Origin of the sequence: Enterobacter sp. MGH 16, from assembly GCF_000493175.1 — a bacterium.
Lineage (GTDB): Bacteria > Pseudomonadota > Gammaproteobacteria > Enterobacterales > Enterobacteriaceae > Enterobacter > Enterobacter roggenkampii.
On sequence record NZ_KI535695.1, the window covers coordinates 2,850,131 to 2,865,857 of the forward strand.

Genomic DNA, 15,727 nt, shown 5'->3' on the forward strand with positions numbered 1-15,727 from the left:
TGCATGGCAATTAAATTAGAAGTGAAAAATCTTTATAAAGTATTTGGCGAGCATCCTCAGCGCGCATTCAAATATATTGAGAAAGGCCTTTCGAAAGAGCAAATTCTGGAAAAAACCGGGCTATCGCTTGGCGTTAAAGACGCCAGTCTGGCCATTGAAGAAGGCGAGATTTTTGTCATCATGGGATTATCCGGTTCGGGTAAATCCACTATGGTTCGCCTTCTCAATCGCCTGATTGAACCCACCCGCGGACAGGTGCTGATTGACGGCGTGGATATCGCCAGAATATCAGACGCCGAGCTTCGCGAGGTGCGCAGAAAGAAGATTGCGATGGTATTCCAGTCATTCGCGCTGATGCCACATATGACGGTGCTGGATAATACCGCTTTCGGCATGGAATTAGCCGGCACACCCGCGCAGGAACGTCAGGAAAAAGCCCTTGACGCCCTGCGTCAGGTTGGGCTGGAAAATTATGCGCATGCGTACCCGGATGAACTTTCCGGCGGCATGCGTCAGCGCGTGGGATTAGCCCGCGCATTAGCCATTAATCCAGACATTTTATTAATGGACGAAGCCTTCTCTGCCCTCGATCCGTTAATTCGCACCGAGATGCAGGATGAGCTGGTAAAATTACAGGCGAAACATCAGCGGACCATTGTCTTTATTTCCCACGATTTGGATGAAGCCATGCGTATTGGCGACCGTATTGCCATTATGCAAAATGGTGAAGTGGTGCAGGTCGGCACGCCGGATGAAATTCTCAATAATCCGGCAAATGATTATGTGCGCACCTTCTTCCGCGGCGTGGATATTAGCCAGGTCTTTAGCGCCAAAGATATTGCCCGTCGAACGCCAAACGGCATTATCCGTAAAACGCCTGGCTTCGGCCCGCGCTCCGCGCTGAAGCTGCTGCAGGACGAAGACCGTGAATATGGTTATCTGGTTGAACGCGGCAATAAATTTGTCGGTGTTGTCTCCATCGATTCTCTGAAAACCGCGCTCAGCGAAAACCAGGGCATCGATGCGGCGTTAATTGACGCTCCGCTTGCCGTGGACGCCGAAACGCCGCTCAGCGAGTTGCTCTCTCACGTGGGGCAGGCGCCTTGCGCCGTACCGGTCGTGGGTGAGGAACAACAGTACGTCGGCATCATCTCCAAACGGATGCTGCTGCAGGCTTTAGATCGCGAGGGGGCAAATAATGGCTGATCAAACTAACCCGTGGGGCACCACTGAAGCGGCGGACAACGCTGCGCAATCCGCCGACGCGTGGGGTTCCACGCCAGCACCCGCCGACGGTGGCGGTGCGGCGGACTGGCTGAACAGCGCACCCGCGCCTGCGCCAGAGCACTTCAATATTATGGATCCGTTCCACAAGACGCTGATCCCGCTGGACAGCTGGGTCACGGAGGGGATCGACTGGGTGGTCACGCACTTCCGCCCGGTTTTCCAGGGGATCCGCATCCCGGTGGATTACATCCTGAACGGCTTCCAGCAGCTGATGCTGGGCATGCCGGCACCGGTGGCGATTATCCTGTTCTCCCTGATCGCCTGGCAGTTTGGCAGCGCCGGGATGGGTGTCGCCACGCTGATTTCGCTGATTGCCATCGGCGCGATTGGGGCCTGGTCGCAGGCGATGATCACCCTGGCGCTGGTGCTGACCGCCCTGCTCTTCTGCATCGTCATCGGCCTGCCGATGGGGATCTGGCTGGCGCGCAGCCCGCGGGCCGCGAAGATAATTCGCCCGCTGCTGGATGCGATGCAGACCACTCCGGCGTTCGTCTATCTGGTGCCGATTGTGATGCTGTTCGGCATCGGCAACGTGCCGGGCGTGGTGGTCACCATTATCTTTGCCCTGCCGCCGATTATTCGTCTGACCATTCTCGGGATCAATCAGGTGCCTGCGGACCTGATCGAAGCGTCACGCTCGTTCGGTGCCAGCCCGCGCCAGATGCTGTTTAAGGTTCAGCTCCCGCTGGCGATGCCGACCATCATGGCGGGCGTTAACCAGACGCTGATGCTGGCCCTTTCGATGGTGGTGATTGCCTCGATGATCGCCGTTGGCGGTCTCGGTCAGATGGTGCTGCGCGGCATTGGCCGTCTCGACATGGGGCTGGCTACCGTCGGCGGCGTCGGGATTGTGATCCTCGCCATTATTCTTGACCGCCTGACCCAGGCCGTCGGTCGCGATTCACGCAGTCGCGGCAACCGTCGCTGGTATTCCACCGGCCCTGTTGGGTTACTCACCCGCCCCTTTAGAAAATAAGGAACAACGATGCGACATAACGTACTTTTTGCCACAGCGTTTGCCACCCTTGTCTCCACCAGCACGTTCGCAGCTGACCTGCCGGGCAAAGGCATTACCGTGCAGCCGGTGCAGAGCACTATTTCGGAAGAGAGCTTCCAGACCCTGCTGGTCAGCCGGGCGCTGGAAAAACTGGGCTATACGGTTAACACGCCGAGCGAAGTGGATTACAACGTGGGCTACACCTCGATTGCCTCCGGTGACGCCACCTTTACCGCCGTAAACTGGCAGCCGCTGCATGACGACATGTATGCCGCCGCCGGTGGCGACAAGAAATTCTACCGTGAAGGCACCTTTGTCACCGGCGCGGCGCAGGGGTACCTGATCGACAAGAAAACCGCCGACCAGTACCACATCACCAACATCGAACAGCTGAAGGATCCGAAGATCGCCAGACTGTTTGACACCAACGGTGACGGCAAGGCCGACATGATGGGCTGCTCGCCGGGCTGGGGCTGCGAAGCGGTGATTAACCACCAGAACAAGGCGTTCGATCTGGCGAAAACGGTCGACGTGAGCCACGGCAACTATTCAGCGATGATGGCCGACACCATTGCCCGCTTCAAAGAGGGTAAACCGGTGATCTACTACACCTGGACGCCGTACTGGGTGAGCGACGTGCTGAAGCCGGGTAAAGACGTGGTGTGGCTGCAGGTGCCGTTCTCCTCCCTGCCGGGCGAGCAGAAAGATATCGACACCAAACTGCCGAACGGCATGAACTACGGCTTCCCGGTGAACACCATGCATATCGTGGCGAACAAAGCCTGGGCGGAGAAAAACCCGGCGGCGGCGAAGCTGTTCTCGGTGATGAAGCTGCCGCTGGCGGACATCAACGCCCAGAACGCGATGATGCACGCGGGCAAATCGTCTGAGGCGGATGTTAAAGGCCACGTCGACGGCTGGATCAAGGCCCACCAGCAGCAGTTTGACGGCTGGGTGAAAGCGGCGCTGGCGGCGCAGAAATAAAACCTTTTCCCTCACCCTAACCCTCTCCCCGGATCGTACACACTGGGAGAGGGCCGGGGTGAGGGGATCAGACCGCACCCGACCTAAACCGCACAATCCAGCACGTAACAATCCCCCCACATTCACAATCATTGGCTATTATGGTTTCCGGAAAAATAATCACTTCACTAACGATTCCTGAAACTAATGACAAAAACCACTCAAGGGCTTAGCCCCGCACTCATCCTTTTAATGTCCGTGGCAACGGGTCTGGCGGTCGCCAGTAACTACTACGCACAACCTCTTCTCGACACCATCGCCCGCGCGTTCAATCTCTCCGCCAGTTCCGCAGGCTTTATCGTCACCGCCGCCCAGCTCGGCTATGCCGCCGGGCTGCTGTTCCTGGTGCCGCTTGGCGATATGTTTGAACGCCGGATGCTGATCGTCTCCATGACGCTTCTGGCCGCCGGCGGGATGCTGATCACCGCCAGCAGCCAGTCGCTGACGATGATGATTATCGGTACCGCGCTGACGGGGCTGTTCTCCGTGGTGGCGCAAATCCTGGTGCCGCTCGCCGCGACCCTCGCCTCACCGGAAAAACGTGGCAAGGTGGTGGGCACCATCATGAGCGGCCTGCTGCTGGGGATTTTGCTGGCGCGTACCGTCGCCGGGCTGCTGGCAAGCCTCGGCGGCTGGCGCACCGTATACTGGGTGGCGAGCGTATTGATGGTCGTCATGGCGCTGGCGCTGTGGCGCGGGCTGCCAAAAGTGAAGCAGGAAAATCACCTGAATTACCCGCAGCTGCTGGCCTCCGTTTTCAGCCTGTTTACCCAGGATAAACTTCTGCGCACCCGCGCCCTGCTGGGCTGCTTCACCTTCGCCAACTTCAGCATTCTCTGGACGTCGATGGCGTTTCTGCTGGCCGCGCCGCCGTTTAATTATTCCGAAGGGGTGATTGGCCTGTTCGGCCTGGCCGGTGCCGCAGGCGCACTGGGCGCGCGCCCCGCAGGCGGGCTGGCCGACAAGGGCAAATCCCATCTGACAACCTCCGCGGGGCTGGTGTTACTTCTGCTCTCCTGGGCGGCAATCTGGTATGGGCACGTCTCGGTGCTGGCGCTGATCGTCGGTATCCTGGTACTCGATCTCACCGTGCAGGGCGTTCACATTACCAATCAGACCGTCATCTATCGCGTGAAGCCGGAGGCGCGTAACCGCCTGACGGCCGGGTACATGACCAGCTACTTTATTGGCGGCGCGGCGGGCTCGCTCATTTCCGCCTCGGCGTGGCAGCATGCTGGCTGGTCAGGGGTATGTGCAATTGGCGCCATCGTCGCCACGATTAACCTGCTTGTATGGTGGCGCGGGTACCATCGCCAGGATGCAATTCACTAAGTTTTACATTGCTTTGGGCCTCTTAGGGTGTAAAGGGGCCCCTCACTCTGTTAATGTAAACGTAATCATTTATCCCAGAAATTTTAATGTGGGTGACATATTTACAATCGGCATGAATAGTTCAGACCCCCGTCCTCACATCCTCTCTTCAGCGGGTTCATCCCCTACGCTTTCTGTGCTCACCGGGTCACGGACTTACCCGGCGCTTTCTGATGGTGACATTAATTTGTCGGATATAACCGCACAAATAATTCATTTACATTATTTGTCACTATCGTTACTATATCGGCTGTAATTAATGAGGTTATGCCCAAATGGATAGTTCGTTTACGCCCATTGAACAAATGCTTAAATTCCGCGCCAGTCGCCATGAGGACTTCCCGTATCAGGAAATCCTGCTGACTCGCCTGTGCATGCACATGCAGGGTAAGCTACTGGAAAACCGCAATAAAATGCTGAAAGCTCAAGGGATTAACGAGACATTGTTTATGGCGTTGATCACGCTGGAGTCTCAGGAAAACCACAGCATTCAGCCTTCTGAGCTGAGCTGCGCGCTGGGCTCCTCCCGCACAAACGCCACCCGAATTGCCGATGAGCTGGAAAAGCGCGGCTGGATTGAGCGCCGTGAAAGCGATAACGATCGCCGCTGCCTGCATCTGCAACTGACCGATAAAGGTCACGAATTCCTGCGCGAGGTGCTGCCACCTCAGCACAATTGCCTGCACAAACTCTGGTCCGCTCTCAGCACCGCCGAGCGCGACCAGCTTGAGCACATCACTCGCAAGCTGCTCACCCGTCTGGACCAGATGGATGAAGAAGGCGCCGTTCTTGAGGCGCTGCGCTAACGCGACGACACGCTCAACAATCCAGATTTATAAGAAAACCGACAGGCCAGCACGTCACACTGCTGGCCTTTCTGACAACAGGTCGGCTCAGCCGATGTGAAAATAAGAAGATCGTGGAGAACAACAATGAGCGCAAATGCGGAGAGCACTACCCCGCAGCAACCGGCCAACAAGAAAGGCAAACGTAAGAGCGCCCTTCTTCTGTTGACCTTGCTCTTTATCATTATTGCCGTGGCATATGGGATCTATTGGTTTTTAGTACTGCGTCATGCTGAAGAGACTGACGACGCGTACGTGGCAGGGAACCAGGTACAAATTATGGCGCAGGTGTCGGGCAGCGTGACGAAAGTCTGGGCTGACAATACCGACTTTGTGCAAAAAGGCGATGTGCTGGTGACGCTCGATCCAACCGACGCCCAGCAGGCGTTTGAAAAAGCGCAGACCGCGCTGGCCTCCAGCGTTCGTCAGACCCGCCAGCTGATGATCAACAGCAAGCAGCTGCAGGCCAACATCGACGTGCAGAAAACCGCACTCGCGCAGGCGCAGAGCGATCTGAACCGCCGCGTGCCGCTCGGCACCGCCAACCTGATTGGCCGTGAAGAGCTGCAGCACGCCCGCGACGCCGTCGCCAGCGCTCAGGCACAGCTGGACGTGGCCATTCAGCAGTACAACGCCAACCAGGCGATGGTGCTGGGCACCAGCCTGGAAAACCAGCCTGCCGTTCAGCAGGCAGCGACTGAAGTCCGCAACGCGTGGCTTGCCCTGCAGCGTACTAAAATCGTCAGCCCAATGACCGGCTATGTCTCCCGTCGTTCCGTCCAGCCAGGGGCGCAGATCAGCCCAACCACGCCGCTGATGGCGGTCGTGCCGGCAGACAACCTGTGGGTCGATGCCAACTTTAAAGAGACGCAGCTTGCGCATATGCGTATCGGCCAGACCGCGACGGTTGTCAGCGACATCTATGGCGATGACGTGAAGTACACCGGCAAAGTGGTGGGTCTGGATATGGGGACCGGCAGCGCCTTCTCCCTGCTGCCTGCGCAGAACGCCACCGGTAACTGGATCAAAGTCGTACAGCGTCTGCCCGTGCGTATCGAACTGGATGCCAAACAGCTGGCGGATCACCCGCTGCGTATCGGCCTCTCCACGCTGGTGACGGTTGACACCGCCAACCGCGACGGTCAGATCCTGGCAAGCCAGGTGCGTAGCAGCCCGGTTTATGAAAGTAACGCCCGTGAAATTAGCCTCGATCCGGTCAACAAGCTGATCGATGACATCGTGAAGGCAAACGCCGGTTAATCCGAAGGTGAGCGTTATGCAACAGCAAAAGCCGCAAAAACCGCTGGAAGGCGCGCAGCTGGTCATTATGACCATCGCGCTGTCGCTGGCGACATTCATGCAGGTGCTGGACTCCACCATCGCAAACGTGGCGATCCCGACCATCGCCGGTAACCTTGGCTCGTCGCTGAGCCAGGGGACCTGGGTCATTACCTCGTTTGGGGTGGCAAACGCCATCTCCATTCCGATCACCGGCTGGCTGGCAAAGCGCGTCGGTGAGGTGAAGCTGTTCCTCTGGTCCACGGTGGCGTTTGTTCTGGCCTCGTGGGCGTGCGGCATGTCCAGCAGCCTGACGATGCTGATTTTCTTCCGCGTCATTCAGGGGATTGTCGCGGGGCCGCTGATCCCGCTCTCCCAGAGTTTGCTGCTGAGCAACTACCCTCCCGCAAAACGTTCCGTCGCGCTGGCACTCTGGTCGATGACCGTTATCGTCGCGCCTATCTGCGGACCGATTCTGGGCGGGTACATCAGCGATAACTACCACTGGGGCTGGATCTTCTTCATCAACGTACCGATTGGCGCCGTCGTGGTATTGATGACGCTGCAGTCGCTGCGGGGACGAGAGACGCGCACCGAACAGCGCCGTATCGACAGCATCGGGCTGGCGCTGCTGATCCTGGGTATCGGCAGTCTGCAGATCATGCTCGACCGCGGTAAAGAGCTCGACTGGTTCAACTCGCAGGAGATCATCATCCTGACCATTGTCGCGGTGGTGTCGATAAGCTTCCTGATCGTCTGGGAGCTGACGGACGACAACCCGATCGTCGATCTCTCGCTCTTTAAGTCGCGAAACTTCACCATCGGCTGCCTGTGTATCAGCCTCGCCTATATGCTCTACTTCGGCGCGATTGTTCTGCTGCCGCAGCTGTTGCAGGAGGTGTATGGCTATACCGCCACCTGGGCGGGTCTGGCGTCGGCACCTGTCGGGGTGATCCCGGTCCTGCTGTCGCCGATTATTGGCCGCTTCGCCCATAAGCTCGACATGCGTCGGCTGGTGACGTTCAGCTTCATCATGTACGCGGTGTGCTTCTACTGGCGTGCGTATACCTTTGAGCCGGGAATGGACTTTGGCGCCTCGGCGTGGCCGCAGTTCATTCAGGGCTTTGCGGTGGCGTGCTTCTTTATGCCGCTGACCACCATCACGCTCTCTGGCCTGCCGCCCGAGCGTCTGGCGGCCGCGTCGAGCCTGTCGAACTTCACCCGTACGCTGGCGGGCTCTATCGGGACGTCGATCACCACCACCCTGTGGACAAACCGCGAATCAATGCACCACGCGCAGCTGACCGAAGCGGTGAACCCGTTCAACCCTAACGCACAGCAGATGTACAGTCAGCTGCAGGGAATGGGGATGACGGAGCAGCAGGCGTCCGGCTGGATTGCCCAGCAGATCACCAACCAGGGACTGATTATCTCGGCCAACGAAATTTTCTGGATATCGGCAGGGATCTTTATCGTCCTGCTGGGGCTGGTGTGGTTTGCCAGACCGCCGTTTGGTGCCGGTGGTGGCGGTGGCGGCGCGCACTAGTTTGTGCGCGGGTTGCCGGGTGGCGGCTACGCCTTACCCGGCCTACGATAACTGACACATCCGTAGGCCCGGTAAGCGCAGCGCCACCGGGCAACCATTGCCACCGTGTCCAGAACGCGACAGCCATTGTCAGTGCCGATAAAGCAGCGCGCCTGAAATCGATTCACGATAGTGAAAAGACAACAGGAGCGCATCATGCTGAACACACCCGCCGACAAGTACCAACCCTTTCCCACCCTTTCCCTGCCCGACCGTCGCTGGCCGGAGCAACGCATCACCCGCGCGCCGCGCTGGCTCTCGACCGACCTGCGCGACGGAAACCAGGCTCTGGCCGAACCGATGGACAGCACGCGCAAGCTGCAGTTCTGGGACCTGCTGTTAAGCTGCGGGTTTAAAGAGATTGAAGTTGCCTTTCCTTCCGCCTCGCAGACGGATTTCAATTTCGTTCGCCAGCTGATTGAAGAGAACCGCATCCCGGATGACGTGACGATTCAGGTGCTCACTCAGGCACGGGAAGATCTCATCCATCGCACTTTTGAATCCCTGCGCGGCGCGAAGCAGGCGACCGTGCATCTGTATAACGCCACCGCTCCGCTGTTCCGCCGCCTGGTATTCGGCATGGAGAAAGCGCAAATCGTTGAGCTGGCCACCCGCGCCACGCGGCTTATCCGCCAGCTTTGTGAAGAGAACCCTGAAACCCGCTGGCAGTACGAATACTCTCCGGAAACCTTCTGCTTTACCGAGCCGGAATTTGCGCTGGAGATTTGTGAAGCCGTGGCGGAGATCTGGCAGCCTTGCGACGAACGCCCGATGGTGATCAACTTACCCGCCACCGTCGAAGTGAGCACGCCGAACGTCTATGCCGACCAGATCGAGTACTTCTGTCGCCACTTCAGCCGCCGCCGCGATGTCTGCATCAGCGTGCATCCGCATAACGACCGCGGTACCGGCGTCGCCTGCGCGGAGCTGGCCGTAATGGCGGGGGCTGACCGCGTGGAGGGCTGTCTGTTCGGTAACGGCGAGCGCACGGGCAACGTCTGCCTGGTGACGCTGGCGATGAACCTCTACAGCCAGGGTATCAGCCCGACTCTGGACTTTAGCGATATGAACCGGGTGGTGGAAGTGGTGGAAACCTGCAATCAGCTGCCGGTGCACCCGCGCCATCCGTGGGCAGGACGGCTGGCCTATACCGCCTTCTCCGGCTCGCACCAGGACGCAATCAAAAAAGGCTTTGATGCCCGCAGGCCTGGCGATCGCTGGGAGATGCCTTACCTGCCCGTCGATCCCCAGGATATCGGCTGCACCTACGAAGCGGTGATCCGCGTGAACAGCCAGTCAGGGAAAAGCGGCAGCGCGTGGCTGATCGAACAGAATCATGGTCTGAAACTGCCCCGCGCCCTGCAGCAGGATTTCAGCCAGCACGTGCAGCAGGAAACCGACCGTCACGGAAAAGAGATGACGCAAAATGCGCTGTGGCAGCTGTTTCGCACCCGCTACGGTCTGGTGGCCACGCCGCATTATGCGCTGCAATCCTACCGCAGCGACAGCCAGCAGGACGGCCAGCTGCGTTTGACGGCCTGCGTCGCCACACAGGGAGGAACGCGCCAGCTGGAAGGTCACGGCAACGGTCTGCTCTCCGCCGCCGCTCACGGCCTGAGCCGCTGGGTCAACGCCCCGTTCGTGATTAAGGATTATCACGAGCATACGTTAGGCGAACGCAGCGACAGCCGCTCGGTGGCGTACATTCGCTGCCTGTTCCAGGACGGCAGCAGCCGCTGGGGCGTGGGCATTGATAGCGACGTGGCGCGCGCGTCGCTTCAGGCGCTCTTTAACGCCGTCAGTCGTTCTTAAAGTAATCGCTGGGGGAGACGCCCATCACCCGACGGAACATTGCCGTAAAGGCGCTGTGGCTCCCATACCCCAGATCCAGCGCCACGCGCAATACCGGCTGGCCCTGCGCCAGCCGCACTAAGGCTTCCAGCAGACGCGCCCTTCTCAACCACTCGCCGTAGCTTAAACCCGTCTGCTGTTGAAAATGACGGTTCAGCGTGCGCTCGCTCATGTTCATCATGCTCGCAACCTGCGCGCTGCTCCAGCTTTCCCCCGGGTTTTGTCGGATTTGCAGGCACAGGCGACGTAGCGCCTCGCTTTCCGGCTCCGGCAGGTGAAACGGCAGCACCGGCATAGTGCGGATTTCATCGAGAATCAGTTCATAGACGCGTTCATCCCGGCTTCCGGGTGAGTACGATTCAGGCAACGCAAGGGAGACGAGGATCAGCTCGCGCAGCAGCGGCGCGATCTGCACGATCTGGCAGGTGGCGGGAAGATCGGCCCGCGCCAGCGGATCGATAAACAGCGTTCGCGCCGCAACGTTGCCGGTAATGCGCAGGGAATGCTGCGTGCCCGCAGGCAGCCAGACGCCGCGACCGGGAGGCACAACCCAACAGCCCGATGCGGTATCCACCCTTACCACGCCGCTCAGGGTGTGCAGCAGCTGCGCGCAGTCGTGCTTGTGCCAGGGTTCGCTGTCACCATGAACGTAATCATGGGCAAACGGAACGAGGGGTCGGTGGGTAAATGAGAAGGTTAAGGTTGTGGTCAAAGGAGGCACCAACACAATGTAGGCCCGGTAAGCGAAGCGCCACCGGGCATCCACAGGCACAATACTAGATGTGCAGTTCCTGCAGTTTTTCTTTCGGCAGGGCCAGCTCTTCGTTGCTGTTCACGCGAACGTCGCGTTCGATGATGTGGCGCGCGATCTCCTGCGCTTCTTCCAGAGAGTGCATCTGGTAGGTGCCGCACTGGTAAACGTTCAGCTCAGGGATCTGGTTCTGCTCTTTCACCTTCAGCACGTCTTCCATGGCCGCTTTCCAGGCATCTGCAACACGTTTCTCTTCAGGCTGACCAATCAGGCTCATGTAGAAACCGGTACGGCAGCCCATCGGAGAGATATCGATGATCTCAACGCCGTTGCCGTTCAGGTGGTCACGCATGAAGCCAGCGAACAGGTGCTCCAGCGTATGAATGCCTTTCTCCGGCATCACTTCTTTGTTTGGCACGCAGAAACGCAGATCGAAGACGGTGATCGTGTCGCCGTGCGGGGTGTGCATGGTCTTCGCCACGCGGACTGCAGGTGCTTCCATACGGGTATGGTCGACAGTAAAGCTATCTAATAACGGCATACGTCACCTCCGATAGTGATTTTTTTTAAAATAAACTGAACTCTTCTACAGAATGCGCGTCTGAGTATATGAAAGACGCGCATTTGTTATCATCATCCCTGAATTCAGAGATGTATATTTTGGCCACAGCGATGTGGCCTTTTTCTTTTCTGCTTAAGCCTGCTTCGCCAGAAACGCCTCAAACGACTCGGTATCCGCCGCTTCAACCTCTTTCTGACGCACAACGGACGCTTCGCGTTCCGCGACAAAATCTGATTCGCTCAGGATTTCTAACGGCTCCTGGATCAGCATTTCACGGTACTCCGCCGAGAGTGAGCGCCCCGTACCACCAATGCCCTGATCAATCATAGAACGCAGAATGCGCGCTGAGAACGTCAGTTCCGGGTTATCAAAGCACGCCACCAGCTGGTCGCAAATCTGTTGATACGCGTCGCCGCCGTCGATGGTGTCCATCGTCCGGGCAACACGCTTCAGGTCACGGAACAGATCTTTGCCGACTTTCGTCAGCGGGAACTGTGCCGTTTCGCAGCCGATACCCAGCGTCAGGCCCGGTTTACGCCCTTCCAGAATCACGCGGTTCCAGTTTGTACGGGTGCAGAGCAGTTCGTCTGAACTCATTTCCGGCGCATCCGCCAGCACGCACCAGACCATAAACAGATCCAGGAAGCGAATCTGCTGTTCATCAACGCCAATCGGTGAGAACGGGTTGATATCCAGCGAGCGCACTTCAATGTATTCGATCCCGCCGCGCTGCAGCGCATCCGACGGGGTTTCGCCGCTGCGCGTCACGCGCTTAGGACGAATTGGCGCATACAGCTCGTTTTCAATCTGCAGGACATTGCTGTTGATCTGCAGACGCTTACCGTCTTTTTCGAGGCCGATTTTTTCGTACTCTTCCGACGGGGTTTTGATCGCCCGCTTCAATCCTGCCACATATTCGTGCAATTCGTTAAACGTAATACCGAGATTGCTTTGCGATTTATTGGTATAGCCGAGATCGCTCAGACGCAGAGAGGTGGCGTACGGAAGATAGTACATTCCGCAGTCGGTCTTCTCGAACGGCAGCGTCGTCGGTTTTCCCTGCAGGAAGGATGAGCAAATAGCCGGCGACGCGCCGAACAGATACGGGATCACCCAGCCGAAACGGTAGTAGTTGCGGATCAGGCGGAAGTAGCCTTCAGAGATCGCGTCTTTATCCGTTTCACCGCATTTCGCCTGCCAGAACGCCATTGGCAGCGAGAAGTTGTAGTGCACGCCAGAGATGGTCTGCATCAGCGCGCCGTAGCGGTTCTTCAGCCCCTCACGGTAGAGCGTTTTCAGCCTGCCGATATTTGACGTGCCGTACTGTGCCAGCTCAATCTCCTGCCCCTGCTCGATATAGCACGGCATGCTGAGGGGCCACATACGCTCATCGCCGAGAGTGCGCGCGGTGTAGCGATGGATATCGCGCATAATCGTCAGCATATGATCAATATCACCCTCTACTGGGGTGATGAACTCCAGCAGCGCTTCAGCGAAATCGGTTGTGATCCATTTATGTGTCAGCGCCGAGCCTAACGCCTTCGGGTGACCCGTCGTCGCTAAACTGCCGTCCGCGTTAACGCGCAGCGTTTCACGCTCAAGACCACGCTGAATACCCTTCAATGCCTGAGGGTGGTTTTCCAGCCAGGCCAGCGCCTGAGATACGTCCGGGATCAAATTGACCTCCCGCCTGTCAAAGTAATGTTACTCAGCATAATTGTAATGGTTGACGATTGAAGGTCGCGTATTCATTCCACCAATTAGTGCCACCACGTCATACCCTGTAGTGTTGCCCACGCCACGAGAACATAGCGCAACGCCTTGCCAAGGCACAAAAAAAAGAGCACCGGTCCCCAGGAGATGCGCATCCATCCCGCCAGCAGACACAGTAAATCGCCTATTACAGGCATCCAGCTTAATAACAGCGTGGCAGCGCCATAGCGTTTTAGCCAGCCGACTGCCTTTTCCTGCCAGCGCGATTTTTCACGCAGCGGAAAGAAACGCCCAAGAATAACGTTAGTCAGCCCTCCAAGGCTATTACCCATTGTTGCTATTACTACAAGCAGCCAGGGCTGACTCACGCCGGACAACAGCATCGCCACCAGCACCACTTCCGAATTGCCCGGTAACAGCGTGGCGCTGAGAAAACTGCTGGCGAATAATGAGGCAAGTGACAGCGCGTCACTCACAGTAAGCGTACATCCACCGCATCCATTCCGGCATCACGCGCGGCCTGGATCCCAAAATCGGCATCTTCAAACACGACGCACTTTGCCGCCGGGACGCCCATTAATTCTGCGCAAAGCAGGAAGGTGTCCGGTGCGGGCTTGTGACGTTTAACATGATCGGCGGCGACCACGGCAGAAAAATAGTGGCGCAGGCCAAGATGATTGAGCAAGGCTTCTGCAATCGCGCTTTCGCTGCCCGTCCCCACCGACATCGGGCGACGCCCGTGCCACTCTTTTACCACATCAATCAGTGGTAACGGACGTACCGTATCTAAAAGCATGGCTTTTACCGCATCGGTTTTTTCGCGCGCGAGCAGGTGCGGGTCGAGATCGGCCTGATTCAGTTCAATCACGGCCTGCGCAATACGCCAGGTGGGGGAGCCGTTGAGGGCGATCATCGCCTGAAGGTCGAAACGCATGCCGTAGCGGCCCAGGACGTCGGTCCAGGCTTGACGATGCGTGGGTTCGGTGTCCAGGAGGGTACCATCCATATCGAAGATCAAACCGTCATACTGTGCGTACATCGTGCTCTCGCTAACCGATTAACAAAGCATTACTTTATCGTAAATGGTGGTTTTTGTCGCTGACAGAGAGAGTGATTGCTGACGGAACGTCGAAGGAATAAACAAAGAAGGAGAAGATGGTGCATCCGGGAGGATTCGAACCTCCGACCGCTCGGTTCGTAGCCGAGTACTCTATCCAGCTGAGCTACGGATGCATCAGGGTACTGCTTTCAGAAATAGTAAATGGTGCATCCGGGAGGATTCGAACCTCCGACCGCTCGGTTCGTAGCCGAGTACTCTATCCAGCTGAGCTACGGATGCATCGGGAAATGCTTTTAGAAACAGTAATGGTGCATCCGGGAGGATTCGAACCTCCGACCGCTCGGTTCGTAGCCGAGTACTCTATCCAGCTGAGCTACGGATGCATCGGGAAATGCTTTTAGAAACAGTAATGGTGCATCCGGGAGGATTCGAACCTCCGACCGCTCGGTTCGTAGCCGAGTACTCTATCCAGCTGAGCTACGGATGCATCGGGATTTACTACTGTACTGCTCGATGTTCATATCACTTCTAAAGCAATATGAAGTAATAGATGGTGCATCCGGGAGGATTCGAACCTCCGACCGCTCGGTTCGTAGCCGAGTACTCTATCCAGCTGAGCTACGGATGCAAAATGGCGGTGAGGCGGGGATTCGAACCCCGGATGCAGCTTTTGACCGCATACTCCCTTAGCAGGGGAGCGCCTTCAGCCTCTCGGCCACCTCACCACACAACGCCTCTTTCGAGTGCTTCGAGCAACTCGTCAAGAGCTTCTCGTCGCTGCGTGGCGCATATATTACTTTCTGGGACTTATAAGTCAAACAATTTTCCAAAAGCTTTTATCGTTTGCACAAATCACACGCAATTCGCATGTAAAATCCGCAAAGAGGGTGTTTTATAAGCGGATTTTGCAGGCATCTTCGCAGAAAACTGATGCGGAAAGAACAGTGTTGGGACGAGATAAGGGTAGCGGAGTGGTCAAAAAGAGAGCGATTGAAATTAAACGGTAACTTTGAGCAGGAAAAATAGCGGGAGGGTTGCGTCTCGCCCGACAGCGAGACGCGACAATATCAGTAACTGGACTGCTGGGATTTTTCAGCCTGGATACGCTGGTAGATCTCTTCACGGTGGACAGATACTTCTTTAGGAGCGTTAACACCAATACGTACCTGGTTACCCTTTACCCCTAAAACTGTCACGGTGACCTCATCCCCAATCATGAGGGTCTCACCAACTCGACGAGTCAGAATCAGCATTCTTTGCTCCTTGAAAGATTAAAAGAGTCGGGTCTCTTGTATCCCGGCATTATCCATCATATAACGCCAAAAAGTAAGCGATGACAAACACGTAAAGTGTAAGCAGTCACGGCATCACATTCTGTTAAACGTAAGTTTAGCCGATATACAC

Annotated in this window: 14 protein-coding genes and 6 tRNA genes; 8 read left to right on the top strand and 12 right to left on the bottom strand. The window is 57.2% G+C overall.

What is annotated here, in order from left to right:
- Positions 1 to 3 precede the first annotated feature (3 nt).
- The 8 genes from proV (at position 4) to leuA (ending at position 10,198) form a co-directional block, all read left to right on the top strand.
- Positions 4 to 1,206 carry a glycine betaine/L-proline ABC transporter ATP-binding protein ProV gene (gene proV, locus L362_RS09490; protein WP_008502574.1) on the top strand — a complete coding sequence of 401 codons (1,203 nt, stop codon included), beginning with the start codon at positions 4 to 6 and terminating at the stop codon, positions 1,204 to 1,206.
- Complete coding sequence (gene proW, locus L362_RS09485) at positions 1,199 to 2,263, top strand: glycine betaine/L-proline ABC transporter permease ProW (RefSeq protein WP_008502575.1); 1,065 nt, start codon at positions 1,199 to 1,201, stop codon at positions 2,261 to 2,263. Before proV ends, proW begins: the two co-directional genes overlap by 8 nt.
- A gap of 9 nt (positions 2,264 to 2,272) precedes the next feature.
- Entirely contained in the window at positions 2,273 to 3,268 is a 996-nt protein-coding gene (proX, locus tag L362_RS09480) for a glycine betaine/L-proline ABC transporter substrate-binding protein ProX (RefSeq protein ID WP_021241961.1), read from the top strand.
- Positions 3,269 to 3,454: 186 nt separating this feature from the next.
- Complete coding sequence (locus L362_RS09475) at positions 3,455 to 4,639, top strand: MFS transporter (protein WP_023325947.1); 1,185 nt, start codon at positions 3,455 to 3,457, stop codon at positions 4,637 to 4,639.
- Positions 4,640 to 4,953: 314 nt separating this feature from the next.
- Positions 4,954 to 5,484 (top strand): transcriptional repressor MprA, encoded by a 531-nt coding sequence (gene mprA / locus L362_RS09470; protein ID WP_008502578.1) that lies wholly within the window; start codon positions 4,954 to 4,956, stop codon positions 5,482 to 5,484.
- A gap of 126 nt (positions 5,485 to 5,610) precedes the next feature.
- A complete protein-coding gene (gene emrA, locus L362_RS09465) occupies positions 5,611 to 6,783 on the top strand; it encodes a multidrug efflux MFS transporter periplasmic adaptor subunit EmrA (RefSeq protein ID WP_021241959.1) in 1,173 nt (390 codons plus the stop codon).
- Positions 6,784 to 6,799: 16 nt separating this feature from the next.
- On the top strand, positions 6,800 to 8,347 hold the full coding sequence (gene emrB, locus L362_RS09460; protein WP_008502580.1) for a multidrug efflux MFS transporter permease subunit EmrB: 1,548 nt from the start codon (positions 6,800 to 6,802) through the stop codon (positions 8,345 to 8,347).
- A gap of 195 nt (positions 8,348 to 8,542) precedes the next feature.
- Positions 8,543 to 10,198, top strand: a complete 1,656-nt coding sequence (gene leuA / locus L362_RS09455; RefSeq protein WP_023344781.1) for a 2-isopropylmalate synthase — start codon at positions 8,543 to 8,545, stop codon at positions 10,196 to 10,198.
- Here the strand turns inward: leuA and L362_RS09450 are convergent.
- The 12 genes from L362_RS09450 to csrA form a co-directional block, all read right to left on the bottom strand.
- A complete protein-coding gene (locus L362_RS09450; RefSeq protein WP_032638030.1) occupies positions 10,185 to 10,949 on the bottom strand; it encodes an AraC family transcriptional regulator in 765 nt (254 codons plus the stop codon). The two genes, leuA and L362_RS09450, sit on opposite strands and share 14 nt — an antisense overlap.
- Positions 10,950 to 11,013: 64 nt before the next feature.
- Complete coding sequence (gene luxS, locus L362_RS09445; protein ID WP_008499539.1) at positions 11,014 to 11,529, bottom strand: S-ribosylhomocysteine lyase; 516 nt, start codon at positions 11,527 to 11,529, stop codon at positions 11,014 to 11,016.
- Positions 11,530 to 11,682: 153 nt separating this feature from the next.
- Complete coding sequence (gene gshA, locus L362_RS09440) at positions 11,683 to 13,227, bottom strand: glutamate--cysteine ligase (RefSeq protein WP_023344783.1); 1,545 nt, start codon at positions 13,225 to 13,227, stop codon at positions 11,683 to 11,685.
- Positions 13,228 to 13,310: 83 nt separating this feature from the next.
- A complete protein-coding gene (locus L362_RS09435) occupies positions 13,311 to 13,739 on the bottom strand; it encodes a YqaA family protein (protein WP_021241956.1) in 429 nt (142 codons plus the stop codon).
- Positions 13,736 to 14,302: a fructose-1-phosphate/6-phosphogluconate phosphatase gene (gene yqaB, locus L362_RS09430; RefSeq protein WP_008499542.1), complete on the bottom strand. Its 567-nt coding sequence runs from the start codon at positions 14,300 to 14,302 to the stop codon at positions 13,736 to 13,738. The genes L362_RS09435 and yqaB overlap by 4 nt, the downstream gene beginning before the upstream one ends.
- A gap of 117 nt (positions 14,303 to 14,419) precedes the next feature.
- Positions 14,420 to 14,496 (bottom strand) — tRNA-Arg (locus L362_RS09425).
- Between the two features lie 29 nt (positions 14,497 to 14,525).
- Positions 14,526 to 14,602, bottom strand: a tRNA-Arg gene (locus L362_RS09420).
- 27 nt (positions 14,603 to 14,629) lie between these two features.
- Positions 14,630 to 14,706 (bottom strand) — tRNA-Arg (locus L362_RS09415).
- Between the two features lie 27 nt (positions 14,707 to 14,733).
- Positions 14,734 to 14,810 (bottom strand) — tRNA-Arg (locus tag L362_RS09410).
- A gap of 64 nt (positions 14,811 to 14,874) precedes the next feature.
- Positions 14,875 to 14,951, bottom strand: a tRNA-Arg gene (locus L362_RS09405).
- A 4-nt stretch (positions 14,952 to 14,955) separates the two neighbouring features.
- Positions 14,956 to 15,048 (bottom strand) — tRNA-Ser (locus L362_RS09400).
- Positions 15,049 to 15,390: 342 nt separating this feature from the next.
- On the bottom strand, positions 15,391 to 15,576 hold the full coding sequence (csrA, locus tag L362_RS09395; RefSeq protein WP_000906486.1) for a carbon storage regulator CsrA: 186 nt from the start codon (positions 15,574 to 15,576) through the stop codon (positions 15,391 to 15,393).
- Positions 15,577 to 15,727: the final 151 nt, after the last annotated feature.

Coding starts and splice junctions, on each gene's coding strand:
- mprA (WP_008502578.1), top strand. CDS start 4,954: ATGGATAGTTCGTTTACGCCCATTGAACAAATGCTTAAATTCCGCGCC.
- luxS (WP_008499539.1), bottom strand. CDS start 11,529: ATGCCGTTATTAGATAGCTTTACTGTCGACCATACCCGTATGGAAGCA.
- leuA (WP_023344781.1), top strand. CDS start 8,543: ATGCTGAACACACCCGCCGACAAGTACCAACCCTTTCCCACCCTTTCC.
- csrA (WP_000906486.1), bottom strand. CDS start 15,576: ATGCTGATTCTGACTCGTCGAGTTGGTGAGACCCTCATGATTGGGGAT.
- proV (WP_008502574.1), top strand. CDS start 4: ATGGCAATTAAATTAGAAGTGAAAAATCTTTATAAAGTATTTGGCGAG.
- proX (WP_021241961.1), top strand. CDS start 2,273: ATGCGACATAACGTACTTTTTGCCACAGCGTTTGCCACCCTTGTCTCC.
- proW (WP_008502575.1), top strand. CDS start 1,199: ATGGCTGATCAAACTAACCCGTGGGGCACCACTGAAGCGGCGGACAAC.
- yqaB (WP_008499542.1), bottom strand. CDS start 14,302: ATGTACGCACAGTATGACGGTTTGATCTTCGATATGGATGGTACCCTC.
- L362_RS09475 (WP_023325947.1), top strand. CDS start 3,455: ATGACAAAAACCACTCAAGGGCTTAGCCCCGCACTCATCCTTTTAATG.
- emrA (WP_021241959.1), top strand. CDS start 5,611: ATGAGCGCAAATGCGGAGAGCACTACCCCGCAGCAACCGGCCAACAAG.
- emrB (WP_008502580.1), top strand. CDS start 6,800: ATGCAACAGCAAAAGCCGCAAAAACCGCTGGAAGGCGCGCAGCTGGTC.